Consider the following 24333-nt stretch of genomic DNA (forward strand, 5'->3'; position numbering starts at 1 on the left):
CGGCCTGATGGCAAGAAGACGCTGCTCGCTCAGGCGAGCGGCGTCGCGTTGGCGTACAGGCGCAGCAGCATCGCGCGCAGCGTCTTCACCTCGGCCGCGCTGAAGTCCGAGGTGGCCACCGCTTCGTAGTGTTGCGCGAGCGGAATCAGCTCGCAGGTCAGCGCCAGGCCGCGTTCGGTCAGCGCGATGCGCACCGCGCGCTTGTCGGTGTCGCACTTCTCGCGCGCCACCAGTTCATGGGCCACCAGACGGTCGACGATGCGCGAGAGCGCCGACAGGTCGGTGGAGGCGTGCGTCGCCAGCTCCGACAAGGTTTGCCGCGGCGTGTGCTGCAGCGACGCGCACACGCGCCATTCGCTCAGGCTGAGCCCATAGGGTTTCAGCGCCTTCGCGAACGCATTGCCCATGCGGGCACCGGCGCGCGCCAGCAGGAACGGAATGGCCTTCTCGAGGTCGTGATCGGGGGATAGGGTTTTCATCTAGACGTGCTTGATTATTCAAGTATATAGTCCGCCGCAATTACTTGAATAATCAAGCAAAAAACGGAGACGATCATGAACCTGAGCCCCACGCGCCGAGGCGCCATCGCGGTGATGCTTTCCCTTCTGTCGGCGGTGCCGCTGGCGCATGCGCAAAGCGCTGCCGCCAAGTGGCCGGCGCAGGCGGTGCGCTTCGTGGTGCCGTTCCCCGCGGGCTCGGCGCCCGACGTGCTGATCCGCCACGTGGGCGCCAAGCTCGGCGAGAAGTGGGGCCAGGGCGTGATCGTGGACAACAAGCCCGGCGGCAGCGGCGTGATCGGCATGAACGCGATCCTGGCGGCGCAAAGCGACGGCTACACCTTCGGCTTCGTGCAGGGCTCGGCCATTTCCGTCGCACCGAGCACGATCAAGGGCGTGACCTACGACTTCAACCGCGATTTCGTGCCGGTCACGCTCGCGGCCGTGGCGCCCTTCATGCTGGCGGTGCCGGCGAACTCTCCCTACAAGACGCTGGCCGATTTCATCGCCGCCGCGCGCGCCAAGCCGCAGGGCATCGAGGTGGCCGACAACGGTCGCGGCACCGCGCCGCACCTGGCTTCGGCATTGCTCGGCCTGCAGTCGGGCGCGCAGTTCCTCGAAGTGCACTACCCCGGCGGCGCGCAGGCCATGCAGGCCACGCTCGGCGGCCAGACGCAGATGATGGTCGAGACCTACAACGTGGTCGCGGGCAACGTGCAGGGCGGGCGCATGCGCGTGCTGGCGAGCATGGGCGACCGCGTGGAGGCGGGCCTCGAATCGTTCCCGCTCGCGAGCAAGACAGTGCCCGGCGCGGTGGCGCACGGCTGGTTCGCGGTGATCGCGAAGAAGGGCGTCGATCCGCTCGTGCTCGCCAGGCTCAACAAGGACATGAAGGAGGCGCTGCTGCTGCCCGACGTGGTCGCCAAGTCGCGCGAGCTCGGTACCTACCCACGCCCCGGCACTCCCGAACAACTGGCGCGCTACATCGCCGACGACCGCAAGACCTGGCAGGACGTGCTGGACAAGCTCAACATCAAACCGGAGTGACCCATCCAATGACCCCCATGAAGAACAAGATCGCGCTCGAAGAGCACTTCGCGATCGACCTCACGATCGCCGACTCGCAGGTCTACGCCCGCCCCGAGGTGTGGCAGGGCCTGAAGAGCAACCTGCTGGACTTCGAGCAACAACGCCTGGAGAAGATGGACGAGTGGGGCACGGAGCTGTCGATCCTCTCGCTCAATTCGCCCGCGGTGCAGGGCATTCCCGATGCGAAGCGCGCCATCGAAGTGGCGCAGCGCGCCAACGACGTGCTGGCCGAGCAGGTCAGGCGCCATCCCACGCGTTTCGGCGGATTCGCGGCGCTCCCGATGCAGGACCCCGAAGCCGCAGCGCGCGAACTGGCGCGCTGCGTGAACGAGCTGGGCTTTCACGGCTTTCTGGTCAATGGCTTCTCGCAGGTCGGCGACGAGAACACGGTCGTCTACTACGACGATGCGCGCTTCAACGATTTCTGGACCGCTGCCGCCGCGTTGAAGAAACCGTTCTACATGCACCCGCGCGATCCGCTGCTGTCGCGCGAACCGATCTACGACGGCGCGCACTGGCTCACCGGCCCGACGTGGGCCTTCGCGATGGAGACGGCGATCCACGCGCTGCGCCTCATGTCCAGCGGCATGTTCGACCGCCACCCGGCGCTGCAGATGATCCTCGGCCATTTCGGCGAGGGCATTCCGTTCAACATCTGGCGCGTCGACCACATCCTGCGCAAGGGCCGCCGCGGCATGCCCTGCGACAAGGAGATCGGCGAGTATCTGCGCAGCAACGTGCACATCACCACCAGCGGCAACTTCCGCACGCCCACGCTGCTCTCGACGATGCTCGAGGTGGGCTCGGACCGCATCATGTATTCGGTCGACTATCCGTTCGAGAAGCACGAGGACGCGGCCCGCTGGTTCGACACCTGCGAGATCAGCGAGAACGACCGGCAAAAGATCGGCCGCGACAACGCCCGCAAGCTCTTCGGCTTGAAGTGACATGAGCGCAGTGAAAGACACCCGCCCCGTGCTCGTGGCCGGCGGCGGCATCGGGGGCCTTGCCGCCGCGCTCGCCCTGGTGCGCGAGGGCTATCGCGTGAAGGTGATCGAGCAGGCGAGCCAGATCGGCGAAATCGGCGCGGGCATCCAGCTGAGCCCCAACGCGTTCGCGGCCTGCGATGCGCTGGGCGTGGGCGAGCACCTGCGCGCCAAGGCGGTCTACACCGAAGAGATGGTGATGTTCGATGCCATCGATGCGAAGCGCGTGGCGAGCATCTCTCTGTCGGAGCAATTCCGCGCGCGCTTCGGCAACCCCTATGCGGTGATCCACCGCGCCGACATCCACGGCGCGCTGCTCGAAGGCGTGAAGGCGACCACCGACGGCATCGAGTTCCTCACCTCGACCAAGGTCGTGCACATCGAGCAGGACGAGCGCGGCGTGACGCTCATCGATGCGCAGGGCGGCCGCCACGAAGGCCAGGCCGTGATCGGCTGCGACGGCGTGCGCTCGGCGGTGCGCCAGCAGTACGTGGGCGACGGCATCCGCGTGTCGGGCCACGTCGTGTTCCGCGCGGTGGTCGACACGGCCGAATTCCCCGAGGCGCTGCGCTTCACCGCGCCGTGCATCTGGGTCGGCCCCAACTGCCACCTGGTGCACTACCCGCTCAAGGGCGGCGACAAGTTCAACATCGCCGTCACCTTCCACAGCGACCAGCCCGAGGAGTGGGGCTCGATGGACGGCGACCCGGCCGAGGTGCAGCGCTACTTCCGCCCGACCTGCGAACAGGTGCAGCAGCTGCTGCGCATCCCGAAGGCGTGGAAGCGCTATTCGACGGCCGACCGCAACCCCATCGAGCAATGGACCTTCGGCCGCGCGACGCTCTTGGGCGATGCCGCGCACCCGATGGTGCAGTACCTCGCGCAGGGCGCCTGCACGGCCTGCGAGGACGCGGTGACGCTGGGCCTCGCGCTGCGCCGCGAAGGCGGCGACTGGCCCCGCGCGCTCGCGTTGTACGAGCGCTCGCGCGTCGCACGCACCGCGCGCGTGGTGCTGTCGGCGCGCGAGATGGGCCGCATTTACCACGCCAAGGGCGTCGAGCGCCTGGTGCGCAACAGCATGTGGAAGGGCCGGCCGCAGGAGCGCTTCTACGACGCGCTCGAATGGCTCTATGGCTGGACGGCCGCCACCTGCCTCGACGAGGCGACGGCGTGAAGGCATTCCCCGATTCGCTCGAAGCGAGCGCGGGCGGCGGCAGCACGATGGCCGCCATCGACATCCCCGCGCTGATCGACAGCCACCCCGTCAGCAGCTTCCAGAAATGGATCCTGCTGCTGGTCGGCTGCGCGGTGGTGATGGACGGCTTCGACGTGCAGGCCATGGGCTTCGTCGCGCCGGCCATCGTGCATGCGTGGGGCATCGACAAGGCCGCGCTCGGCCCGGTGTTCGGCGCGGGGCTCTTCGGCATGCTGGTCGGCTCACTGGTGCTGAGCATCTGCGCCGACCGCATCGGACGGCGCCCCGTGCTGCTGGGCGCCACCGTGTTCTTCGCGCTGTGCATGCTCGCCACAGCCTTCACGCACACGCTGAACCAGCTGCTCGCGATGCGCTTCATCACCGGCATAGGCCTGGGCGGCATCATGGCCAATGCGAGCGCGCTCGCGAGCGAATACAGCCCGCACCGGCGCCGCGTCACGCTGATGATGTGGGTGTCGTGCGGCTTCACGGGCGGCGCGGTGCTGGGCGGGCTGATTTCGGCGGTGCTCATTCCGCTCGGCGGCTGGCAGGCGGTGTTCGTCTTCGGCGGCGTGGTGCCGCTGTTCATCGCCGCGCTGATGTGGCGCTACATGCCCGAGTCGATGCAGTTCCTGGTACTGCGCGGGCGCAAGCTCGACCGCGTGCACGGCTGGCTGCAGCGCATCGCGCCCGAAGTGCGCATCGGCCCCGGCACGCGCTACGTGGTGCATGAGGCGAAGCAGGACGGCGCCCCGGTCGCCGAGCTGTTCCGCGCGGGGCGCGGCCCGGCCACGCTGCTCCTGTGGGGCATCAACTTCATGAACCTGCTGAACCTGTTCTTCCTCGCGAACTGGCTGCCCACCATCGCGACCGAGGCGGGCTACAGCGGTGGCACCGCGGTGCTGGTCGGCACGCTGCTGCAGGTGGGCGGCGTGGTCGGCACCGTGGCGATGGGGCCGCTGATCGACCGCATCGGCTTCTACCGCGTGCTGGTGCCTGTCTTCGCGATCGCGGTGTTGACCATCGGCGTGATCGGGCAGCCGGCGCTGCCGCTCGCACTGCTGCTCGCGGTGGTGACGGTCAGCGGCTTCTGCGTGGTGGGCGCGCAGCCCGCGCTCATCGCGCTGGCTTCGAGCGTGTATCCGACGACCGTGCGCGCCACCGGCATGGGCTGGAGCCTGGGCATCGGCCGCGCGGGCTCCATCGTGGGGCCGGTGCTGGCGGGCTGGCTCATCGGGCTGCACTGGACGAACAGCGCGCTCTTCATCGCGGCGGCCGTGCCGGCGCTGCTGTCCTGCGCGATGGTGCTCTGCATGGGGCGATTGACATTCACGGGCGCCACCGCGCGCCCAGGAGAAACGACATGACAACGAAAAACTCTTCCGGCTGGACCCTGGCCGCCCGCGTGCTGATGGCCGCGATCTTCCTGGTCGCGGGCGTGCGCAAGCTCATGACCTACGGCGCGACGCTCGGCTACTTCGCCAAGCTGGGCATCCCGCTCGGCGACGTGGTGCTGCCGTTGACCATCGCACTGGAGATCGGCGGCGGCCTGCTGCTGATCGCCGGCTGGCGCCTGCAGTGGGTGGCGAGCGCGCTGGCGCTGTTCACGCTGGCCACGGCCGTCACGGCGCACGCGTTCTGGTCCGCCGATGCGGCGCAGTTCGCGGGGCAGCTGAACAACTTCCTCAAGAACGTGGCGATGGCGGGCGGCTTCCTGCTGCTGATCGTGAATGCCACCGGCGGCGAACGGAAGCGCGCGGCCACCTGAGCGTGACCGCGCGGCCCGGGTGGAAAACTCCTTTCCGCCCGCATGGTTGAACCGCCCGCGAGGCGGGTGGACACTCGCCCGCACCTTTTCAGGAAAGATCGAGCGATGCCTGTCCAATCCTTCGTCTACAACAGCGCGCCCCAGCGGGTGGTCTTCGGTGCGGGCTCGCTGCAGCACCTGGCGCGCGAGATCGATGCGCTCGGCGCGCGCCGCGCGCTGGTGCTCTGCACGCCCGAGCAGCGCGCGCAGGCCGAGCGCGTGGCCGAAATGCTCGGCGCGCACGCGGCCGGCGTGTTCGACCGGGCCGTGATGCACGTGCCCATCGAGACCGCGCGTGAAGCGAGAGACGTGGCGCAGCGCCTGGGCGCGGACTGCGCGGTGGCCATCGGCGGCGGCTCGACCACGGGTCTGGGCAAAGCCATTGCGCTCGACTCGGGTCTGCCGATCCTCGCGATTCCGACCACCTACGCGGGCTCCGAGATGACGCCGATCTACGGCATCACCGAGGCCGGCATGAAGAAGACCGGCAAGGACTTCAAGGTGCTGCCGCGCACCGTGATCTACGACCCCGAGCTGTCGATGAGCCTGCCCGTGGGCATGAGCGTGACGAGCGGCATCAACGCCATCGCGCATGCGGCCGAAGGCCTCTACGCGACCGACGCGAATCCGATCATGGACCTGATGGCGCAGGAGGGCATCGCCGCGCTGGGCCGCGCGCTGCCCGCGATCCGCGCATCGGCAGAGGATGCGGCCGCGCGCAGCGATGCGCTCTACGGCGCGTGGCTCTGCGGCACCGTGCTGGGCAACGTCGGCATGGCGCTGCACCACAAGCTGTGCCACACGCTGGGCGGCAGCTTCAACCTGCCGCATGCGGAGACGCACACCATCGTGCTGCCGCACGCGCTCGCCTACAACGCCGCGGCCGCGCCTGAAGCGATGGCGCGCATCGCGAAGGCGCTTGGCGCAAGCAACGCGGCGCAAGCGGTGTTCGACCTCGCGCGAGACAACGGCGCGCCGGTCGCGCTGCGCGACATCGGCATGAAGGAATCGGACCTCGACGTGGCCTGCGCGCATGCGCTGCAGAACCAGTACCCCAACCCGCGCCCGCTGGAGCGCGATGCGATTCGTGCCCTGCTGCAGAACGCCTGGGAAGGCGTGCGGCCCTGAACTGCCGCGGCCCGTAGCCGGTCTGCAGGCGCCCGCCGAAGCGTGACGGGCGCCGCGAACCGCTTACAGCGGCAGTGCGTCGCCGCGAGCGGCCGCGCGGGCTGCGGCGCGCACAGTGGCACGGTCGACCGTGCCGGCCGTTGCCGACACCACGCGCGACGAGGCGCCTTCGGCGTACGGGTTGTCGCTGTGCGCGGCGGCAACGGCTTCGGCGCGGACCGCGGCGCGGCTGGCCGACGAGGCGATCACCGGGGCCGGACCGGCATTGGCGCCGTCGGCATACGGGTTGGCGTTGCGCGCGGCCGCCACGGCTTCGGTGCGCACGTCGGCGCGGCTGGCCTGCGAGGCGATCGATTGCACGCCTTCGTAGGTCTCGGCGTGCGCGGCGCCTGCTGCGCCCAGCAGGGCGAATGCGGCAAATGCGGCGGATGAGAGGGCGAGGCGTTGCTTGGTGTTCATGATGAAAGTCCCTTCGGATGTCGGTGTGGTCGGCGGACATTCGTCGTTGCCACGGGATGCAGTGTGAAACCGCATCGTGGTTCGCGCTGTGCGTTTGCGCACCGCTTTCGTCAACTACGTGGGACGGATTTCAGGCTGCGGATACAGCACTTCGAGCGGCTCGGAGCGGCCGCGCACGGCGAGCGCCTCAGGCGCGCCCATCGCCTCCGCAACACCGGCCTGTTGTGCCGCGAACAGCGAGACGACGAGGCGCGACGCAGCCGTCTTCGAATGGTCCTGCAAACGGCTCGCGGTATTCACCACTTCGCCGATGGCGGTGAAGGTGGTGGTCTCCAGATAGCCCACTTCGCCGACCGCCGCGCGCCCCGCATGCAGGCCCATGCCGAACGCCAGGCGCTGCCCGAACTGCGCCTCGAAGCCTTCGCTCCATGCGTCCATGCGCTGGGCGATGAGCGTGGTCGCATGCAGTGCCTGACGGCATGCGGTGGGCAGGTCGCACTCGAGCCCGAAGATCGCCATCACGCTGTCGCCGATGAACTGGTTGGGCACGCCGCCGCTCTCGCGCACGGCCGCGCCGACGGTGGCGAAGTAGCGGTCGAGCACATAGGCCAGATCGAAGGGCCACTGCCGCTCCGAGAGGCCCGACCAGCGCCTGAGGTCGACGAACAAAATCGCCACGTCGCGCTCGCGCCCGAAGCTGCCGACCGGCGCGGGCCGGCCTTCGTTGGGCAGCGGCGCGAAGAGCGGCGTGACCTCGATGTCGCCGCGCGGGCGCAGCTGGCAGGCCAGGCGCACGTCGGCCGGCGCGCGCACGCGCTCGAGCGTGCGCTGCTCGTCGCGGCCCGGCTCGCCGATGTGTTCGGGCGCGCCGGCCACGCGCACGCGGCAGGTCGAGCAGCGCGCGCGGCCGCCGCAGATCGACACATGCGCGATGCCATGCGAGCGGCTCGCCTCCAGCACGCTCCAGCCGCGCGGCACCTGCACCGTGCGGTCGGGGTAGCGCAGCGCGATGGACGGCTCGCGCGAAAGGCGCGCAAACCAGTTGCGCCCCCAGCGCGCAGAAAGCAGCGCGAGCAGCGCCAGCACGTAGAGCCACTTGAGGCTCTGCTCGGCCTCGTTCAGCGCCTGCCCTTGCGCGGGCGTCGGCACCGGCACGGTCGGAACGCCAGTCCACTGGAACTCGCGCCCGATGGAGATGAAACCCATCGCCGCCGTGAGCGGCAGCACCACCGCGATGGCCAGCAACAGGTAAGAGAAACGCCGGTACAGCGGCTGCGCCCGCAGCGCGAAGTGCAGGCCGAGGCAGCCGTGGCTCCAGGCCGCGAGCATCAGGCCGAACTGCGCGGCCGCGCCCTGCCAGCTCCACAGCCCCCACACCACGCGCACGTAGGAACCGTCGATGCCGTAGGCCTCGTAGGCGCCGCGTATGGCCGTCAGGTGGGTCGCGATGAGCAGCGGCAGCGCAAAGCCCAGCAGCACGCGCAGGGCCTCCAGTGGCGGCATGCGCAGGGTGCGCCGCTCCCACAGCGCGATGACGGCGAGCGCCAGGTGCGTGAGGGCTGCGCCGTACAGCAGCACCGTGCCCGGCAGGCTGTGCCAGAACTTCTGCGCCACGCGCAGCACGCTCTCGGCGAGGGTGAAGGAATAGATGCCCAGCGAATGGTTCAGCAGATGCACCGTCACGTAGCCCATCAGCACCAGCCCGCTCGCCCAGCGGAGATTGCGCCGGGTCGGCGGTCTCAGCGAAAAATGGGATGGAGGGGGTGGCGGGGAACGTCTGTCCATGAACGGGTTCGAAGCGGCACCCGAGCATAATGCGCGCGCCTCATACGCCTCGATCGACCGGCATGGCCACACCCGAACCACCCACCCCCCGCTCCAGCCTCGCGCTGCGCCAGATCGTGCTGCTCGAAGGCCTCTCCGACCAGCGCTTCGACGAGCTCGCGCGGCAGTGCCTGTGGCACAGCGTGGAGGCCGGCAAGCCGCTCCTCTTGCGCGCCGAGCAGCAGGGCGAGGTGTTCCTGCTGGTCTCGGGCCGGGTGCGGGTGACGACCTATTCGGCCAACGGCCGGCAGGTCACCTTCCGCGATGCCGAAGCCGGCCAGTACTTCGGCGACATCGCCGCCATCGACGGCGGCCCGCGCTCCGCCGACGTGGTGACGCTGGAGCCCAGCGTGGTCGCGAGCCTCGATCGATCCGCCTTCATGGCCTTGCTGCGCGACGAGCCCTTGGTGGCCGAGCGCGTCATGCAGCGGCTGGCCTCGCTGGTGCGCCAGCTCTCCGAACGCGTGATCGACCTGAGCACCCTGGGCGTGCAGAACCGGCTGCATGCCGAGCTGCTGCGCCTGGCGCGCGCCGCGGGCGTCGAGGGCAACGAGGCGCGGCTGGAGCCGGCCCCCAAGCACGCGGCGCTGGCCAGCCAGATCAGCACGAACCGCGAGCAGGTCACGCGCGAGCTCAACGTGCTGGTGCGCAGCGGGGTGCTGCGCAAGGATGGCAAGGCGCTGCTGGTGGCCGACGCCGCCCGGCTGGAAACGATGGTTTCGCAGGTTCGCGGCGACGCCAGTTGAACCGGCAGGTCAGTTCCAGCGGCCGTTCGTGCCGCCAACGCTCAGGCGCCCCGCGCCCAGCAGCACCACGGTCAGCGCGCCGAACAGGTACAGGCCCTGCAGTTCCAGCGCCCAGCCGCCCTGCTTGGTCAGCGCGAACAGGTCGGCCATGTGCACGAGGCCCAGGGCCACGATCATGTTGATGACGATCACGCCGGCGGCGGCGCGGGTCCAGAAGCCGGCGATCAGGAGCAGCGGCGCCACGATCTCGCCGACGTACACGAGGTAGGCGAGCCCGCCCGGCAGGCCCGCCTTGGCCAGCATGCCGCCGATGAAGCCCACGCCGGCCGAGAGCTTGAAGATGCCGTGCAGCAGCACGAGCACGCCGATCGTCACGCGCAGCAGCAGCTTGCCGGCATCGTCCAGCGCGGCGGGGGAGGGGGAGGCAAGCGACGACGAGGCGATCGGCGCACGCGAGGTGTTGGCGGCTACGGTGTTCATGGCAGATCCTTGGAACTTGAAAAAGGAAGGGTCCGCCACGGAGTGCGGCGGTTGCGGTTCCAGTGTGCGGATCTGCCGGAAAGCGGGATGTGCGTTTACGCACATCTTTCAGGCATTGGCCGGCGTGGTCCTTTTCTCGTGAAACACCGCGGAACCGGCTTCGCCGGGCCGCAGGTGTTGCCCCCGGTAGGGGGTTGGCGAAGCGACACGAAGTGCGCGAAGCCTGGGGGCGAGCCTAGAACCTGCTGGTCCACTTTCTTTCGTAGTCCATCCTGGCGAAATGCGCCGCCATGAAATCGATGAAGCTGCGCACCTTCGCCGACAGGTGCTTGCGGCTCGGGTAGGCCAGGTTGATCGCCAGGTGCGGCAGGTCCCAGTCGTCCAGCGTGGGCACGAGGCGGCCGGCCACGATGTCGTCGTAGACGATGTAGGTCGGCTGCACCAGGATGCCCATGCCGTCGAGCGCCGCGGCGCGCAGCACCTGGCCGTCGTTCGATTCGAGCAGGCCGGTGACCGACACCGCGTGCGTCTCGCCCTTGCGCGTGAAGCGCAGCTCGTTGGGGTTGTTGGCGTGGGTGTAGATCAGCAGCTTGTGGTGCTTCAGGTCGTCCAGCGTCTTCGGAAAGCCGTGCTGCGCGAAGTAGCGCGGCGACGCCGCGAGGACGCGCCGCGTCTCGCCCAGCCGGCGGATCGTGACGTTCGAATCGGGCTCGTACTCGCGCGTGCGGATCGCCACGTCGATGTTGTTGTCGATCAGGTCGAAGTAGCGGTTGGCCGCCTCCACATGCACCGTCACGCCCGGGTAGCGCTGCGTGTATTCGCGCAGGAGCGGCGCGATGTGGTGGATCGAGAACGAGAGCGAGGCCGTGATGCGCAGCACGCCGGTCGGGTTCAGCGCCGTGGCGTTCACCGTCGATTCGGCATCGGCCAGGTCGGCCAGGATGGTCTTGGCGCGCGCGCAGAACTCGCGGCCGGTGTCGGTGAGGTACAGGCGCCGCGTGTTGCGCTCCACCAGCCGCGCGCCGAGCCGGGCTTCGAGCCCGCTCAGGTGGCGGCTCGCGGCGGCGTTCGACAGGCCCAGCGCCTCGGCCGCGCGGCTCAGGCTGCCGGCATCGGCGATCTGCACGAGCAGGGCGATTTCGGTCCAGCGGTCCATGGCGGGGATGTCTCCGGGGCTTGTCTTGTGGCGGCCGATTCCGGGGGATCGCGCATGGCCCCCCGCTTCATCGAGCGGGTGATTCTAGGAGCCGGTCCGATGCGCCGCGATGGCCAAGCGCGCGCAAAAAGAGGGACCGTTGCCGGTCCCTCTTCGTTTCGCGCCGTTCTGCGGCCGGATCAGCCCAGCAGGCCGTGCAGGATGTTCGTCACCGGAGACACAGCGCCGCCGGTGCCGTGATCGAGCAGGCTGGTGATCGGCGTCACGACGTCGGTCACCAGCGGGGCGACCACATGTCCGAGGCCCACCACCACGTCGGGCACGGCAGCGAGCGGCGAGCCCGAGCCCGCGCCCGAACCCGCGCCCGCGCCCGCGCCGGCCAGGATGTCGGTCACGGGCGCCGTGATGTCGGACACCGCGTGCACCACGCTGGCCGCGATTGGCCCGATCGCATCGGTGACCGACGAGACCGGCTCCAGGATGTTCGCGGCCGGGCCGCTGCCGCCCAGCACGCCGCCCAGCAGGTTGCCGACGAGGCCGTCCTGGCCGAGCACGCTGCCCAGCAGGCCACCGTCGCCGCCGAGCAAGCCGCCGACGATGCCGTTCTCACCCAGCACGCCGCCGAGCAAACCACCGTCGCCGCCGAGCAGGCCGCCGACGATGCCGTCTTCGCCGAGCACGCCGCCGAGGAGACCGCCGTCGCCGCCGAGCAGGCCGCCGACGATGCCGTTCTCGCCGAGCAGGCCGCCGAGGAGACCGCCGTCGCCGCCGAGCAGGCCGCCGACGATGCCGTTCTCGCCGAGCACACCGCCGAGGAGACCGCCGTCGCCGCCGAGCAGGCCGCCGACGATGCCGTTCTCGCCGAGCACACCGCCGAGGAGACCACCGTCACCACCGAGCAGGCCGCCGACGATGCCGTTCTCACCGAGCACACCGCCGAGGAGACCGCCGTCGCCGCCGAGCAGGCCACCGACGATGCCGTTCTCGCCTAGCACGCCGCCGAGGAGACCGCCGTCGCCGCCGAGCAAGCCGCCGACGATGCCGTCTTCGCCGAGCACACCGCCGAGAAGACCACCGTCGCCGCCAAGTACGCCGCCCAACAGGCCGTCGTCACCGAGCACGCCACCGAGGAGACCACCGTCACCGCCCAGCAAGCCGCCAAGAAGGCCACCATCGCCGCCGAGGACGCCGCCCAGGAGTCCGTCATCACCCAACAGGCCTCCGAGCAGGCCGCCTTCGCCGCCCAGCAGGCCGGCCAGCGGCCCGTCGCTCAGCAGGTTGCCCACCACGCCGTCGGGTCCGAGCAGGCCGTCCACGAGGCCGCCTTCGCCCAGGAGTCCGCCGGAGAGGCCTTCGCTGCCGAGCAGGCCGGCGAGTGCGCCGTCGCCGCCGAGCAATCCGCCGACGAGCCCTTCTTCGCCGAGCAGGCCACCGACCAGGCCGTCATCGCCGAGCACGCCGCCGAGGAGGCCACCGTCGCCGCCGAGCAAGCCGCCCAGCAGGCCGTCATCGCCGAGCACGCCGCCGAGGAGACCGCCTTCGCCGCCGAGCAAGCCGCCCAGCAGGCCTTCGTCGCCGAGCACGCCGCCGAGGAGGCCACCGTCGCCGCCGAGCAAGCCACCCAGCAGGCCTTCGTCGCCGAGCACGCCGCCGAGGAGGCCACCGTCGCCGCCGAGCAAGCCACCCAGCAGGCCTTCGTCGCCGAGCACGCCGCCGAGGAGGCCACCGTCGCCGCCGAGCAAGCCGCCCAGCAGGCCGTCATCGCCGAGCACGCCGCCGAGGAGACCACCTTCGCCTCCGAGCAAACCGCCCAGCAGGCCGTCGTCGCCGAGCACGCCGCCGAGCAGACCGCCTTCGCCGCCGCCGAGCAGTCCGCCCAGCAAACCGTCGTCACCCAGCAACTGCCCGACCAGGCCGTCTTCGCCGAGCAGGCCACCCAACAATCCGTTGTCGCCCAGCAGGCCCTCGAGCACCTGGCCGACCACGCCGTCGTCGCCGATCAGTCCGTCCACCAGGCCGTCGATGCCCAGGCCCGTGGTCACGCCGCCGAGCAGGCCGTCGCTGCCGAGCACGTTGTCCAGGATGTTGCCGAGCGCGTCGGTCAGGTAGTCGACCTGGCCGATCAGCGAGCCGACCAGCGCGTCGGTCAGGCCGTTGCCCAACAGGCCGTCGACCACGGGGGTCAGGACGCCGCCGAGGTCGACCACCAGGTTCTCGACGGCGTCGTCCACCGGATCGAATTCGTTCGGGTCGTTGGCCGTGAAGTCGTTGCCCGCGATGGGCGAGAGCACGTTGTCCACCAGGTCTGTCAGGCCATCGACCGTGGGCATCAACGATCCCAGCGTGCCGGAGGAGCTGGCGGCCGCACGGGCGGCCGCGCCGCTCGCGCCACCCAGGCCGAGGAGGTCGTCCAGCGCGCCGACCAGATGGCCGACGGCGCCGTCGCCTGGATCGAGCAGGTGGTCTGCATCGGCGTCGGCGTCTGCGTCCGCATCTGCATCAGCGTCCGCGTCGGCGTCGGCGTCTGCGTCGGCATCTGCATCCGCGTCCGCATCTGCGTCCGCGTCGGCATCAGCATCAGCATCCGCGTCGGCATCAGCATCCGCATCCGCATCTCCGTCCGCATCCGCGTCGGCATCGGCATCCGCATCGGCGTCCGCGTCGCTGTCGCCGAGGCCCGGCGCGAGGAAGGAAACACCGCCGCCGCCGTCGCCGCCACCGCTCAGCGCGGCGCCGAGCGCAACGGCGCCCAGCGCGCCGAGGGCGAATTCGCCCAGGCCGATGCCGCTGCCGCCCGCGGCCTTCTTGGTCACGGCCACGGCGGCTGCGTCGGCATCGCTGTCGGCCGGCGTGACTTCCAGGTTGCCGGCGGCCACATCGACATTCACTTGTTCCAGGCCGCCGGGCAGCTTGGTCGAGCCGATGGTGGCGTCGGTGCCGCCCTCGAAGACGCCCGCGAGCGGCGCCTTGTTGGCCGTCGAGCCGGGGAAGAGCACGTTGGCGTGGCCGCCGTCGGGAACGATCACGCGGTCGCCCGCCATCAGGGTCTGGGTGCCGTCCACCGGAATGCGCACGCCGTCGCGCACGACGACCGTGCCGGGCGTGGCGTTGGACAGCGAGCCCAGGCCCGCGGGCATCGAGGGCGAGGCCATCGCGCTCGAGCCCATGGGGGCGATCGGCGTGGTGCTGGCTTGCGCCAGGACCACGGGGGCGGCACCGTTCTCGGCCATGCCTGGGGTCGAAAGGATGGGTGCTTGGGGGGTGATCATGGGCGGCCTCCTCGAGGGAATAAGTGACTACGAAGCGCAACATGCGTGCCGCCTCCGCGCCTGCGCCTCGCCGCGCCACCGCCCGCGATCTATGTTGTTGATTTGAAAAGGTTTTTTCGCGCGGGGAGGGGCAAACCCGGGAAGGCGAAACAGGCTGCTTTCGCGATTCGTTACGTAACGCCGCGCGCTTTTCGCCCGGAACGCCGGCCGCGTTCATGGGCGATGAAACACACCCGAAGCCCCGACCGTTCCGCTGGGCGGAAAAATCATTTGCGCCGCGGCGCTTCCGGGCGCGCGGTGCGCGGCCTACAGTCCCCAGCACCCCCGAGACGGACAGTCACACAGACAGCGACGGCAGCACAAGGAGACAGCCACGATGCGCAACCTCAACCAGGACAACATCACCCAGGCCGTGCTCGCGCGCCTGGCCGACACGCCCGACCCCAGGCTGCACGAGATCCTCACCAGCCTCGTGCAGCACCTGCATGCCTTCGCGCGCGAGGTGAAGCTCACCGAGGCCGAGTGGCTCCAGGGCATCCAGTACCTCACGGCCACCGGCCAGATGTGCGACGACAAGCGCCAGGAGTTCATCCTGCTGTCGGACGTGCTGGGCCTGTCGATGCTCACCATCGCGATGAACAACGGCAAGCCGGACGGCTGCACCGAGGCCACGGTGTTCGGGCCCTTCTACGTCGAAGGCGCGCCCGAGTACGCGCACGGCGACGACGTGGCCAACGGTGCCGCGGGCGAACCGTGCGACGTGTACGCCACCGTCCGCGGCCTCGATGGCGAGCCGGTGCCCAACGCGGTCGTCGATGTGTGGCAGGCCGACGAAGGCGGCCACTACGACGTGCAGCACGCGGGGCTCGACCACGCCGAGAACCGCGGGCGCCTGCGCACCGGGCCCGACGGCGCGCTGCATTTCAGGAGCGTGCTGGCCCAGGCCTATCCGATTCCGGTCGATGGCCCCGTGGGCGATTTGCTGCGCGCGACCAAGCGCCATCCGTGGCGGCCCGCGCACCTGCATTTCAAGATCGAGGCGCCGGGCTACGAAAACCTCATCACCCACGTGTTCCGCGAGGGCGACGAGTGGCTGGATTCCGACGCGGTGTTTGCGGTGCGCCAGTCGCTGGTCGCGCCGTGGAAGAAGCAGGCCGACGGCCGCTGGCGGCTCGATTTCGACTTCGTGCTCAATCCGCTGAAGCAGCCCGCCTGAAGCCCCAGCTTGGCCCGCGCCCCCGGCCTGCTACGCTCGCCAAGCCTGCCCCTGACGGCAGGCTTTTTTCTGCGCCCCGTCACACCCCATGGCCTTTCCTCTCATCACCGACCCGCATTTCTATGCGGTCGCCGTCCCCGCCGTGCTGCTGCTGGGCATCAGCAAGAGCGGCTTCGGCGCCGGCTTCGGTTCGCTCGCGGTGCCCTTGATGGCGCTCGCGGTCACCGTGCCGCAGGCCGCGGCGATCCTCATGCCGCTGTTGCTGCTGATGGACGTGCTCGGGCTCGCCGCGTTCCGGCGCGACTTCGACCGGTCGCTGCTCAAGTTTTTGATTCCGTTCGGCCTCATCGGCACGGTGGTCGGCACGCTGCTGTTTCGCGTGCTGTCGGCGCACACGGTGGCGGGCATCGTCGGGGTGTTCACGCTGCTGTTCCTCGCGCAGCGCCTGGTGTTTCCGCCCAAGCCCGACGATCCGCTGCCCTCGCGCGGCGTGGGCGCGGCGCTCACGGTGGTCTCGGGCTTCACGAGCTTCATCGCCCACGCGGGCGGGCCGCCGATCAATGCCTACGTGATACCGCTCAGGCTCAAGCCGGTGGTGTTCACAGCCACGATGGCGTACTTCTTCTTCGTGGTGAACCTGAGCAAGTGGATTCCCTACGCGTGGCTCGGCCTCATCGACTTCACCACGCTGGCCACCTCGGTGGCGCTGATGCCGCTTGCGCCACTGGGCGTATGGGTGGGCATCCGCATCGCCAGGCGCATCGATGCGACGTGGTTCTATCGGTTCGTGTACCTGGGCATGCTGCTCACAGGCCTCAAGCTCGTCTACGACGGGTTCATCGGCTGAGGCCGGCCGCAGGCCAGGCCCCTTCGTGAAACACCGAGGAACCGGCTTCGCCGGGCCTCAGGTGTTGCCCCCGGTAGGGGGTTGGCGAAGCGACACGAAGTGCGCGTAGCCTGGGGGCGAGCTCAGAGCTCGACGATCGACTTGAAGCCGCCGAAGATCATCCGCTTGCCGTCGAACGGCATCGTCTTCGGGTCCATCGACGCGATGCGCGGATCGGCCATCACCTTCTTGTTCACCGTGTCGCGGTGCTTGCGCGACTTGTAGACGATCCACGAAAAGGCCACGGTCTCGTCGGCCTTGAGCTTCACGCTCTGCGGGAACGAGGTGAGCTTGCCGGGCTTCACGTCGTCGGCGATGCACTCCACGTATTCGAGCGCGCCGTACTCCATCCAGACCTTGCCGGCCTTGCGCGCGAGCTTGCGGTAGGCCTCGACGTTCTTGGTGGGAATGGCAACGATGAAACCGTCTACATAGCGAGCCATGGGAGATCTCCTGAAAGAAAGATAAAAACGCTGGAGGAAAAACAGCGGCGGCTGCATGGCGTCGTGCACATCACGACGCCGATTCGCTCGCCGCCCCGCGGGGTGCCGCTTCTTCGTTGTTCTGCATCTGCGCCGACGGTGCGGTGCGAAGCAGCAAGGCCCCGATCAAACCCGCCAGTGCCGCGAACACGGCGCCGACGAGAAATGCAAGGTTGTAGCCACCGGTGAGCGCAAGCGGCATCTGCGCGCCGGCCGCTTCCATCGAACCGGTGCGCGCCGCGGCGGCGCTGGCCAGCACCGCCAGGCCCAGCGCACCGCCCATCATGAAGGCGGTGTTGACCACACCCGAGGCGAGGCCCGAATCGGCCGGATCGACCTCGCTCATCGCCGCGAGCAGCACCGGGTTGAACGCCATGCCGGCACCCAGGCCCAGCAGCATCATCCCGGGCAGCACGTCGACGACGTAGCTGCCGTTGACCGGCGCCCGCGCGAAGAGCGCGAGGCCGATGGCCGCGAGCCACAACCCCACCGCGAGCGGCTTGCGGATGCCAAAGCGCATCACCAGCTTGGCCGAGAGGCCGAGCGAGAACACCGCCATGATGATGTTGGCCGGCAGGAACGCCAGGCCGATCTGCATCGGCGTGTAGTTCAGCACCAGCTGCATGTAGAGCGCCGAGATGAAGAACCACGCGAACATCGCCGCCGCCCACAGCACGCCGACCACGTTGGCCACCGACACGCTGCGAAGGCGAAAGAGGCCCAGCGGCATCAGCGGATGCTCGACGCGCGCCTCGATGGCGATGAAGATGGCCAGCAGCACCACCGCCGCGCCGAGCAGGCCCAGCGTCTGCGTGGAGCCCCAGCCGGCCTCGTTGCCGTTGACCACGCCGTACACCGCGAGCATGAGCGACAGCGTGACGGTGACCGCGCCGGCCACGTCGAGCTTTTCGCCATGCGCCTGGCCGCGCGCGTTGGGCAGCAGCGCCACGCACAGCGCATACACCGCCACGCCGATCGGCAGGTTCACCAGGAAGATCCAGTGCCAGCTCAGCGAACTCGTGAGCAGGCCGCCCAGCAGCACGCCGATGCTGCCGCCGCCCGCGCAGACGAAGCCGTAGACGCCCATCGCCTTCGCGCGGTCGGCCGGTTCGGTGAACAGATTCATGATCAGCGAGAGCGAGACGGCCGAGACCACCGCGCCGCCCAGCCCCTGCACCGCGCGCGCGGCGACCAGCAACACCTGCGAATTCGCCAGGCCGCAGGCGAGAGACGCGACGGTGAAGAGCACGAGGCCGATGAGAAAAAGCTTGCGGTGGCCGTACAGGTCGCCCAGCCGGCCCCCGAGCAGCAGGAAGCCGCCGAAGGTCAGCATGTAGGCATTCACCACCCACACGAGCGAGGTCTCGGTGAAGCCGAGGTCGGTGCGGATCGAGGGCAATGCCACGTTCACGATCGTGGTGTCGAGCACGATCATCAGGACGCCGAGGCAGAGCACCATCAATGCGAGCCAGCGCTTCCGGTTGTCGAGGGTTTCGGTCATGGAGTGATTTCCTGAAAAGGCCGCCGATGCGGCGTTCTGTTTTTTTAGACCAGCGGCTTGCCGCCGTTGATGAGCCAGGGGGTGCCGAAGCGGTCGGTCACCATGCCGAAGGCTTCGACCCAGAAGGTCTTCTCGAAAGGCATGGAGACGGTGCCGCCCTCGGCGAAGGCATCGAACACGCGGCGCGCCTCGGCGACCGTCTCCAGCGTGAGCGCGACGCCGAAGCCCTTCATGCCCTCATAGGGCTGGCCGGGCATGGTGTCGGAGGCCATGAGCATCCCGTCGCCGTAGGCGAGCGAGGCATGCATGATCCGCTTCTTGACGTCGGCCGGCATCTCTTCGGTGTCGGGCGCTTCGCCGATGGTCATCATCATCTGCATGGTGCCGCGAAGCGTCTTTTCGTAGAAGCGCATGGCTTCCTGCGCGTTGCCGTCGAAGGTGAGGTAGGCGTGGATGGGGGACATGATGGTTTCCTTTGGGATGCGTTGAGGTGATTACTTTTCGGTGGCTGTCTTGAGGTTGGCAAGGCCCGTTTCGAAGTCCTTGCCGATCATCTGGTCCATGTCGAAGAAGATGCCCATGAGCTTGGCGATGTAGGGGCTCGGGCCGTGCATGGCCCAGGTGACCTCGGTGGCGTCGCCCTGCGGCGCGAGCGTGAACTCGGCGATGTTGTGGCCTTCGAAGGGCTTGATGAAATCCAGCTTGATCGCGACCTTCGAGGAAGGTGACGCCTCGGCGATTTCCATCTTGCCCGCGCCCGCCTTGTCGTTGCCTTCCCAGGCGTAGGTGGCGCCCTGTCCGGCCGCAGCGCCGCCGAAGCTGCGCTTCATGGCCGGGTCCAGCTTCTCGTAGGGCGACCACTCGCCCCAGCGGTGGAAGTCGTTGATCAGCGGAAAGATCTTCTCGGCCGGCGCGGCGATGCGCGCCGTGCGCTCCACGCGGAAGGTGTCGGGCCGGGTGGCCGCGTAGATGAGCACGATCGCGATCAGCGCGAGGATGACGAGGGCGATTTTCTTGAACATGAAGTGACTCCTGGGGCAGGGCGGGCGGATGGCTGTAGGGGTTACTTCGCGGCGTCCACCACCATCAGCCAGGCCACGCCGAAGCGGTCGGCCAGCATGCCGAAGCTGCTGGTGAAGAAGGTCGGCATGAGCGGCTGCATGACCATGCCGCCATCGGCCAGCGCATCGAACCACTTGCGGGCGTCGGCATCGGTGGCCGCGGTGATCGACAGCATGATCCCCTTGAACTCCGGCTGGCCCGAGCACCGGCCGTCGGAGAACATCAGCTCGGTTTCGCCGACGCGGATCACCGAATGCATCACCTTCTGCGGGTCGGGCATGGCGCCGGCGCAGCCATCGCCTTTTTCCATGCCGGCATCCGCGGGCGCCTCGCTGAAGCGCATGAGCTGCACGACTTCGGCACCGATCGCTTTCTTGTAGAAGGCGATCGCTTCGTCGCAACGGCCTTCGAAGGACAGGTAAGACTGGACTTTCATGGCAATTCCTTTTCGCGGATGAGGTTTTGGGGCTTCGAGGTTTCGAGGATGCGCAGCGGCTTCTGCGCGAATACGATGGAACTACTTTGTGTACACCGTCCACAAAGAATAGCAGCGATAATGGACACTGTCCACATGAAATTGAAAATGAAGCTGAACAACGTCCCCGAAAGCCTGCCGCCCGCCCGCAGCACCTACCGCCACGGCGACCTGCGCCGCGCGTTGCTGGAAGCGGGCGTCGAGCTGGCGCGCGACGGCGGGCCGGATGCGGTGGTGCTGCGCGAGGCCACCCGGCGCGCGGGCGTGGTGCCCAACGCGGCCTACCGGCACTTCGGCAGCCGGCAGGAGCTGCTCCTGGCGGTGCGCGCCGAGGCGCTCTCAGCCGCGGCCAAGGCGATGGAAAGCGAACTGGCCGTGCTGCATTTCGACCAGCCGCCCGCCGAATTCGCCCGCGCGCAGGTGCGCGCCATCGGCACGGCCTACCTGCGGTTCGCGCAGGCCGAGCCGGGGCTGTTCCGCACGGCGTTCGTGGTGACCGAAGAGGGCGAAGGTGAAGTGGGCCCGACGGCGGCAGGCGCGAGCGGCATGGGCCCGTTCCAGTTGCTCGGCGCGGCGATCGACCGCCTCGTGGACGCCGGCGTGCTCGATCCGGCGCGGCGCCCGAATGCCGAATTCCTCGCGTGGTCGGCGGTGCACGGGCTCGCGCTGCTCATCATCCACGGGCCTCTGCGCACGCTCGATGCGCAGACCACGCATGCGCTGGGGCAGCGGCTCATCGACATGGTGGAGCGGGGCCTCTAGCGCTCCCCGCGATCTCGGAGATCAGAGATAGATCTTCTGCAGCAGCTTGATCAGCGTCTCGCGCTCGCGTGCGGTGAGCTGGGCGCTCGCATCGGCTTCGAGCTGCACCACGGCCTGTTCGGCTTCGCGCACCAGCGCTTCGCCGGCGGCGGTGAGATGCAGCCCCACCGCGCGGCCGTCGTGCGGATGCGGGCGGCGTTCGATCAGACCCCGGCTGTCCAGCGTGGCCACCAGGCTCACGAGGTTGGGCGGCAGGATGTCGAGCGTGGTGCACAGCTGCCGCGAGGTGGCGCCCGGGTTGTGCGCCAGCAGCGAGAGCACCGAGAAATCGATCTGCTTGAGCCCGTAGGGCGCCATGCGCTCCGAGAAGACGCCGCTGATGACCAGCCAGGCGCGGCGGGCGTTGTAGCCGACCAGGGTTTCGAGCACGCGGGCATCGAGCCGGTCCGAACGGCCCGATGCGGCGGCAACGGGCTCGTTCTTCATGGAGGTTTTCTTGGCGGGAGCAGGCATGGCCCCGAGCGTAACCGGCCGTGGCGGCGCGGGGAATCTACCGCGCGACACCTTCGGCCGCGGCGTGCGGCAGGGCGATGCCCTCGCAGGCGCGCTTGACGATGCCCAGGCGCATCTCGAACTCGGGCAGCACCCAGCGGCGGAACGCGGCCGCCGCACGCACGCGTTCGGCCGAGGCGCCGCCCTCGGTCGCCTCGATGCGCGCCCAGGCCCACGCCATCATCGTGAGCATCACCACGCGCAGGTAGTCGTCGGCCACTTCGTACGGCAGCACGGGGTTGGCGTGCGCGGACATGGCGATGGTCGTGCCGAGGTAGCGCAGCTGCGCGAGCCGGCGCTGCACGTCGGCATCGGCCTCGCGTGACGCGTCGAGCGTGTCGCGCAGATCGAGCAGCACGGCCGACATGGCCGCGCCGCCATCGGGCAGCACCTTGCGCACCAGGAGGTCGATGGCCTGGATCTCGTTGGTGCCCTCGTAGATCATCGTCACGCGCGCGTCGCGCACCACCTGCTCGATGCCCCACTCGCGCACGTAGCCGTGCCCGCCGAACACCTGCAGGCATTCGCTCGCGCCGTGGAAGGCCTGCTGCGTACAGGCCGCCTTGAGCACCGGCGTGACCAGCGAGCACCAACGCTGCGCGCGCTCGCGGGCCTTGGGGTTTGCGTCGTGCGCGGCGACGTCGAGCATCAGCGCGCTGCGGTAGGCGAGCGTGCGCGCGCCGTCGATCCACGCGCGCTGCGTGTCGAGAATGCGGCGGATGGCGGGGTGCTCGGCGATCAGGTCGGCCGGCTCGGCGCCGCGGCTCGCGGGCACGGCGCCGGGGGCGCGCATCTGGCGGCGCTCTGCGGCATAGGCGTCGGCCTTCTGCCAGGCGGCGTCGAGCAGGCCGATGCCCTGCAACGCTACATGCAGGCGCGCCGAATTCATCATCACGAACATCGCCGCGAGACCGCGGCCGGCCTCGCCGACCAGCCAGCCGGTGGCGTCGTCGAAACGCATCGCGCAGGTCGGGCTGCCGTGCAGGCCCATCTTTTCCTCGATGCGTTCGCAGTGCACCGCATTGCGTGCGCCGTCGGGCAGCAGCTTGGGCACGAGCGCGAGCGACAGGCCCTTCGGTCCCGCGGGCGCATCGGGCAGCCGGCACAAGACGAGATGCACGATGTTCGGCGTCAGGTCGTGCTCGCCGCCCGAGATGAAGATCTTGCCGCCGCTCACGCGCAAGCTCCCGTCGGCCTGCGGCACGGCGCGGGTGCGCACCTGGCCGAGATCGCTGCCCGCGTGCGCTTCGGTCAGGCACATGGTGGCGAGCCATTCGCCGGTCGCGATCTTCTGCAGATAGCGGGCCTTCAGTTCGTCGCTGCCGTGGTGCTTGAGGCAGGCGTACGCGCCGTGCAGCAAGCCGGGCGCCATCGTGAGCCCGTGGTTCGCGGCGCTGAGCCATTCGTAGAGCACGGCCTCGAGCACCGAGGGCAGGCCCTGGCCGCCGTCTTCGGTCGCGGCGGAAAGCGCGGGCCAGCCACCATCGACGAAGGCCTGGTACGCCTCGCGAAATCCCGGTGGCGAAATGACTCGGCCCTTGTCGAAGCGGCAGCCGACTTCATCGCCCTCGCGATTGATGGGCGCCACCACCTCGCCGACGAAGCGCGCGGCCTCCTCGAGCACCTGCGATTGCAGCGCTTCGTCGACCTCCGCGAAAGGCGCGAGCGATTGCAGGCGCGCGGGCGCGTCGAGCACCGCGTTCAAGAGAAAGCGGACGTCGTCGGGACGGGGGCAGTAATCCATCGGCTGCTTCAGGACTCGGCGGTGAAGCCGATCTTCTTGACCAGCGGACCCCAGCGTTCGTATTCCGATTGCAGCGACTTCTTCATCTCCTCGGGCGAGGAGCCATGCGCGATCAGCCCGACCGACAGCAGGCCGTCGGCCACGGCCTTGTCCTTGAGCGCGGCCTGGATCGCGGTGCTCGCGGCATTGACGACGGGCGCGGGCGTCTTGGCCGGCGCGAAGAAGCCGAACCATTCGTCGGCCACGATTTCCGGAAAGCCCTGTTCGGTGAAAGTCGGCACATCTGGCAGGTAGGCCGGACGCTGCGCGCCCGAGGTGGCGAGCACGCGCAGCTTGCCGGCCTTGGCGAACGGCAGGCAATCGCCCGCGGGCGTCAGGCACGAGGCGATCTGGCCGCCCACCACGTCGTTGATGCCGGGCAGCGAACCGCGGTAGGGCACGTGGCGCAGGTCCGCGCCGGTGCTCAGGCCCAGCAGCGCGCCCAGGAAGTGCGGCGTGGAGCCCGCGCCCGGCGAGCCGTAGCTCGCCTGCCCGGGGTTGGCCTTGGCCCAGGCGATGTAGTCCTTCAGCGTCTTCACGCTGGCCGGCACCATCGGGCCGACGGCCAGTCCGTGCGTCATCACGGCGCCGATGGAGATCGGCGCGAAGTCCGGAATGGCATAGGCCAGCTTGGTGTAGATGTGCGGATAGATCGACAGCGCCGAAGCCTGCGCGAGACACAGCACCGAGCCGTCGGCCGGCGAGGTCTTGAGCGTGTCCAGGGCGATGCGCCCGCCCGCGCCGGGCTTGTTCTCGACCACCGGGTTCGTCGCGGTGAAGGGCGTGTTGCCCACCTTGTCGGCGACGCGGCGCGCCACGCTGTCGCCGGCGCTGCCGGCCGGGAAGCCGTAGTAGATCTTCACCTGCTGCTGCACCAGCTGGGCGAGCGCGGCGAGAGGGTGCAGGGCACCGATGGCGGCGGTGCCGCCGAGCAGGTTCACGAACTGGCGTCGGGTGGTCATGGTCTTGTCTCCTGGT

Annotated in this window: 24 protein-coding genes; 10 read left to right on the forward strand and 14 right to left on the reverse strand. The window is 69.2% G+C overall.

Features of this window, described 5'->3' with window-relative positions; translation table 11 throughout:
• Nucleotides 1-29 precede the first annotated feature (29 nt).
• A complete protein-coding gene (locus ACZYRS_RS06480) occupies nt 30-479 on the reverse strand; it encodes a MarR family winged helix-turn-helix transcriptional regulator (RefSeq protein ID WP_198786455.1) in 450 nt (149 codons plus the stop codon).
• A gap of 75 nt (nt 480-554) precedes the next feature.
• Here ACZYRS_RS06480 and ACZYRS_RS06485 point away from each other — a divergent pair, with 75 nt between their 5' ends.
• The 6 genes from ACZYRS_RS06485 (at nt 555) to ACZYRS_RS06510 (ending at nt 6702) form a co-directional block, all read left to right on the forward strand.
• A complete protein-coding gene (locus ACZYRS_RS06485) occupies nt 555-1544 on the forward strand; it encodes a Bug family tripartite tricarboxylate transporter substrate binding protein (protein ID WP_463418577.1) in 990 nt (329 codons plus the stop codon).
• Nucleotides 1545-1561: 17 nt separating this feature from the next.
• Nucleotides 1562-2533, forward strand: a complete 972-nt coding sequence (locus ACZYRS_RS06490; RefSeq protein ID WP_463418578.1) for an amidohydrolase family protein — start codon at nt 1562-1564, stop codon at nt 2531-2533.
• Between the two features lies 1 nt (nt 2534).
• Nucleotides 2535-3746: a 3-hydroxybenzoate 6-monooxygenase gene (locus ACZYRS_RS06495; protein WP_463418579.1), complete on the forward strand. Its 1212-nt coding sequence runs from the start codon at nt 2535-2537 to the stop codon at nt 3744-3746.
• A 47-nt stretch (nt 3747-3793) separates the two neighbouring features.
• Nucleotides 3794-5134 carry an MFS transporter gene (locus ACZYRS_RS06500; RefSeq protein WP_463422460.1) on the forward strand — a complete coding sequence of 447 codons (1341 nt, stop codon included), beginning with the start codon at nt 3794-3796 and terminating at the stop codon, nt 5132-5134.
• Nucleotides 5131-5535, forward strand: a complete 405-nt coding sequence (locus ACZYRS_RS06505) for a DoxX family protein (RefSeq protein ID WP_463418580.1) — start codon at nt 5131-5133, stop codon at nt 5533-5535. Before ACZYRS_RS06500 ends, ACZYRS_RS06505 begins: the two co-directional genes overlap by 4 nt.
• A gap of 105 nt (nt 5536-5640) precedes the next feature.
• Entirely contained in the window at nt 5641-6702 is a 1062-nt protein-coding gene (locus ACZYRS_RS06510; protein ID WP_463418581.1) for a maleylacetate reductase, read from the forward strand.
• Between the two features lie 63 nt (nt 6703-6765).
• Here the strand turns inward: ACZYRS_RS06510 and ACZYRS_RS06515 are convergent, their stop codons facing one another.
• Together ACZYRS_RS06515 and ACZYRS_RS06520 are read right to left on the reverse strand one after the other, a co-directional pair.
• The gene (locus ACZYRS_RS06515) at nt 6766-7161 is read right to left on the reverse strand and encodes a helicase SNF2 (RefSeq protein WP_463418582.1); all 396 of its coding nucleotides are present in this window, start codon (nt 7159-7161) and stop codon (nt 6766-6768) included.
• A 114-nt stretch (nt 7162-7275) separates the two neighbouring features.
• Complete coding sequence (locus ACZYRS_RS06520; protein ID WP_198786447.1) at nt 7276-8946, reverse strand: adenylate/guanylate cyclase domain-containing protein; 1671 nt, start codon at nt 8944-8946, stop codon at nt 7276-7278.
• 62 nt (nt 8947-9008) lie between these two features.
• On the opposite strand from ACZYRS_RS06520, the gene ACZYRS_RS06525 reads away from it, so the two are divergent.
• Complete coding sequence (locus ACZYRS_RS06525; protein ID WP_463418583.1) at nt 9009-9731, forward strand: Crp/Fnr family transcriptional regulator; 723 nt, start codon at nt 9009-9011, stop codon at nt 9729-9731.
• A gap of 9 nt (nt 9732-9740) precedes the next feature.
• Here ACZYRS_RS06525 and ACZYRS_RS06530 read toward each other — a convergent pair whose 3' ends face one another.
• The 3 genes from ACZYRS_RS06530 to ACZYRS_RS06540 form a co-directional block, all read right to left on the reverse strand.
• Nucleotides 9741-10211 (reverse strand): DoxX family protein, encoded by a 471-nt coding sequence (locus ACZYRS_RS06530; protein WP_198786445.1) that lies wholly within the window; start codon nt 10209-10211, stop codon nt 9741-9743.
• Between the two features lie 235 nt (nt 10212-10446).
• On the reverse strand, nt 10447-11367 hold the full coding sequence (locus tag ACZYRS_RS06535; protein WP_463418584.1) for a LysR family transcriptional regulator: 921 nt from the start codon (nt 11365-11367) through the stop codon (nt 10447-10449).
• 179 nt (nt 11368-11546) lie between these two features.
• A complete protein-coding gene (locus ACZYRS_RS06540; protein WP_463418585.1) occupies nt 11547-14636 on the reverse strand; it encodes a hypothetical protein in 3090 nt (1029 codons plus the stop codon).
• A gap of 376 nt (nt 14637-15012) precedes the next feature.
• Here ACZYRS_RS06540 and ACZYRS_RS06545 point away from each other — a divergent pair, with 376 nt between their 5' ends.
• Together ACZYRS_RS06545 and ACZYRS_RS06550 are read left to right on the forward strand one after the other, a co-directional pair.
• Entirely contained in the window at nt 15013-15852 is an 840-nt protein-coding gene (locus tag ACZYRS_RS06545; RefSeq protein ID WP_463418586.1) for an intradiol ring-cleavage dioxygenase, read from the forward strand.
• Between the two features lie 88 nt (nt 15853-15940).
• Complete coding sequence (locus ACZYRS_RS06550; protein ID WP_463418587.1) at nt 15941-16699, forward strand: sulfite exporter TauE/SafE family protein; 759 nt, start codon at nt 15941-15943, stop codon at nt 16697-16699.
• 122 nt (nt 16700-16821) lie between these two features.
• Here ACZYRS_RS06550 and ACZYRS_RS06555 read toward each other — a convergent pair whose 3' ends face one another.
• From ACZYRS_RS06555 to ACZYRS_RS06575, 5 genes are all read right to left on the reverse strand, one after another.
• A complete protein-coding gene (locus tag ACZYRS_RS06555) occupies nt 16822-17181 on the reverse strand; it encodes a DUF1428 domain-containing protein (protein WP_198784918.1) in 360 nt (119 codons plus the stop codon).
• 70 nt (nt 17182-17251) lie between these two features.
• Entirely contained in the window at nt 17252-18721 is a 1470-nt protein-coding gene (locus tag ACZYRS_RS06560; RefSeq protein ID WP_463418588.1) for a DHA2 family efflux MFS transporter permease subunit, read from the reverse strand.
• 44 nt (nt 18722-18765) lie between these two features.
• On the reverse strand, nt 18766-19185 hold the full coding sequence (locus tag ACZYRS_RS06565; RefSeq protein ID WP_463418589.1) for a VOC family protein: 420 nt from the start codon (nt 19183-19185) through the stop codon (nt 18766-18768).
• A 30-nt stretch (nt 19186-19215) separates the two neighbouring features.
• Complete coding sequence (locus ACZYRS_RS06570; protein WP_463418590.1) at nt 19216-19743, reverse strand: SRPBCC family protein; 528 nt, start codon at nt 19741-19743, stop codon at nt 19216-19218.
• A gap of 41 nt (nt 19744-19784) precedes the next feature.
• Nucleotides 19785-20219, reverse strand: coding sequence for a VOC family protein (locus ACZYRS_RS06575; protein ID WP_198784922.1), 435 nt, complete (start codon nt 20217-20219; stop codon nt 19785-19787).
• 135 nt (nt 20220-20354) lie between these two features.
• Between ACZYRS_RS06575 and ACZYRS_RS06580 the strand changes: the two genes are divergently transcribed.
• Nucleotides 20355-21020, forward strand: coding sequence for a TetR/AcrR family transcriptional regulator (locus ACZYRS_RS06580; protein WP_463418591.1), 666 nt, complete (start codon nt 20355-20357; stop codon nt 21018-21020).
• Between the two features lie 21 nt (nt 21021-21041).
• Here the strand turns inward: ACZYRS_RS06580 and ACZYRS_RS06585 are convergent, their stop codons facing one another.
• From ACZYRS_RS06585 to ACZYRS_RS06595, 3 genes are read right to left on the reverse strand one after another with little or no spacing between them, the layout of a single operon-like run.
• Nucleotides 21042-21533, reverse strand: coding sequence for a MarR family winged helix-turn-helix transcriptional regulator (locus ACZYRS_RS06585; protein WP_463418592.1), 492 nt, complete (start codon nt 21531-21533; stop codon nt 21042-21044).
• 37 nt (nt 21534-21570) lie between these two features.
• The gene (locus ACZYRS_RS06590) at nt 21571-23316 is read right to left on the reverse strand and encodes an acyl-CoA dehydrogenase family protein (RefSeq protein WP_463418593.1); all 1746 of its coding nucleotides are present in this window, start codon (nt 23314-23316) and stop codon (nt 21571-21573) included.
• Between the two features lie 8 nt (nt 23317-23324).
• On the reverse strand, nt 23325-24317 hold the full coding sequence (locus ACZYRS_RS06595; protein ID WP_463418594.1) for a Bug family tripartite tricarboxylate transporter substrate binding protein: 993 nt from the start codon (nt 24315-24317) through the stop codon (nt 23325-23327).
• Nucleotides 24318-24333 lie beyond the last annotated feature (16 nt).

The sequence above is a fragment of the Variovorax sp. AC194 genome, from assembly GCF_979257995.1.

Excerpts from the sequence above, each read along its gene's own strand:
- ACZYRS_RS06480 (WP_198786455.1), bottom strand. The coding sequence starts at position 479 with ATGAAAACCCTATCCCCCGATCACGACCTCGAGAAGGCCATTCCGTTC.
- ACZYRS_RS06485 (WP_463418577.1), top strand. The coding sequence starts at position 555 with ATGAACCTGAGCCCCACGCGCCGAGGCGCCATCGCGGTGATGCTTTCC.
- ACZYRS_RS06490 (WP_463418578.1), top strand. The coding sequence starts at position 1,562 with ATGAAGAACAAGATCGCGCTCGAAGAGCACTTCGCGATCGACCTCACG.
- ACZYRS_RS06495 (WP_463418579.1), top strand. The coding sequence starts at position 2,535 with ATGAGCGCAGTGAAAGACACCCGCCCCGTGCTCGTGGCCGGCGGCGGC.
- ACZYRS_RS06500 (WP_463422460.1), top strand. The coding sequence starts at position 3,794 with ATGGCCGCCATCGACATCCCCGCGCTGATCGACAGCCACCCCGTCAGC.
- ACZYRS_RS06505 (WP_463418580.1), top strand. The coding sequence starts at position 5,131 with ATGACAACGAAAAACTCTTCCGGCTGGACCCTGGCCGCCCGCGTGCTG.
- ACZYRS_RS06510 (WP_463418581.1), top strand. The coding sequence starts at position 5,641 with ATGCCTGTCCAATCCTTCGTCTACAACAGCGCGCCCCAGCGGGTGGTC.
- ACZYRS_RS06515 (WP_463418582.1), bottom strand. The coding sequence starts at position 7,161 with ATGAACACCAAGCAACGCCTCGCCCTCTCATCCGCCGCATTTGCCGCA.
- ACZYRS_RS06520 (WP_198786447.1), bottom strand. The coding sequence starts at position 8,946 with ATGGACAGACGTTCCCCGCCACCCCCTCCATCCCATTTTTCGCTGAGA.
- ACZYRS_RS06525 (WP_463418583.1), top strand. The coding sequence starts at position 9,009 with ATGGCCACACCCGAACCACCCACCCCCCGCTCCAGCCTCGCGCTGCGC.
- ACZYRS_RS06530 (WP_198786445.1), bottom strand. The coding sequence starts at position 10,211 with ATGAACACCGTAGCCGCCAACACCTCGCGTGCGCCGATCGCCTCGTCG.
- ACZYRS_RS06535 (WP_463418584.1), bottom strand. The coding sequence starts at position 11,367 with ATGGACCGCTGGACCGAAATCGCCCTGCTCGTGCAGATCGCCGATGCC.
- ACZYRS_RS06540 (WP_463418585.1), bottom strand. The coding sequence starts at position 14,636 with ATGATCACCCCCCAAGCACCCATCCTTTCGACCCCAGGCATGGCCGAG.
- ACZYRS_RS06545 (WP_463418586.1), top strand. The coding sequence starts at position 15,013 with ATGCGCAACCTCAACCAGGACAACATCACCCAGGCCGTGCTCGCGCGC.
- ACZYRS_RS06550 (WP_463418587.1), top strand. The coding sequence starts at position 15,941 with ATGGCCTTTCCTCTCATCACCGACCCGCATTTCTATGCGGTCGCCGTC.
- ACZYRS_RS06555 (WP_198784918.1), bottom strand. The coding sequence starts at position 17,181 with ATGGCTCGCTATGTAGACGGTTTCATCGTTGCCATTCCCACCAAGAAC.
- ACZYRS_RS06560 (WP_463418588.1), bottom strand. The coding sequence starts at position 18,721 with ATGACCGAAACCCTCGACAACCGGAAGCGCTGGCTCGCATTGATGGTG.
- ACZYRS_RS06565 (WP_463418589.1), bottom strand. The coding sequence starts at position 19,185 with ATGTCCCCCATCCACGCCTACCTCACCTTCGACGGCAACGCGCAGGAA.
- ACZYRS_RS06570 (WP_463418590.1), bottom strand. The coding sequence starts at position 19,743 with ATGTTCAAGAAAATCGCCCTCGTCATCCTCGCGCTGATCGCGATCGTG.
- ACZYRS_RS06575 (WP_198784922.1), bottom strand. The coding sequence starts at position 20,219 with ATGAAAGTCCAGTCTTACCTGTCCTTCGAAGGCCGTTGCGACGAAGCG.
- ACZYRS_RS06580 (WP_463418591.1), top strand. The coding sequence starts at position 20,355 with ATGAAATTGAAAATGAAGCTGAACAACGTCCCCGAAAGCCTGCCGCCC.
- ACZYRS_RS06585 (WP_463418592.1), bottom strand. The coding sequence starts at position 21,533 with ATGCCTGCTCCCGCCAAGAAAACCTCCATGAAGAACGAGCCCGTTGCC.
- ACZYRS_RS06590 (WP_463418593.1), bottom strand. The coding sequence starts at position 23,316 with ATGGATTACTGCCCCCGTCCCGACGACGTCCGCTTTCTCTTGAACGCG.
- ACZYRS_RS06595 (WP_463418594.1), bottom strand. The coding sequence starts at position 24,317 with ATGACCACCCGACGCCAGTTCGTGAACCTGCTCGGCGGCACCGCCGCC.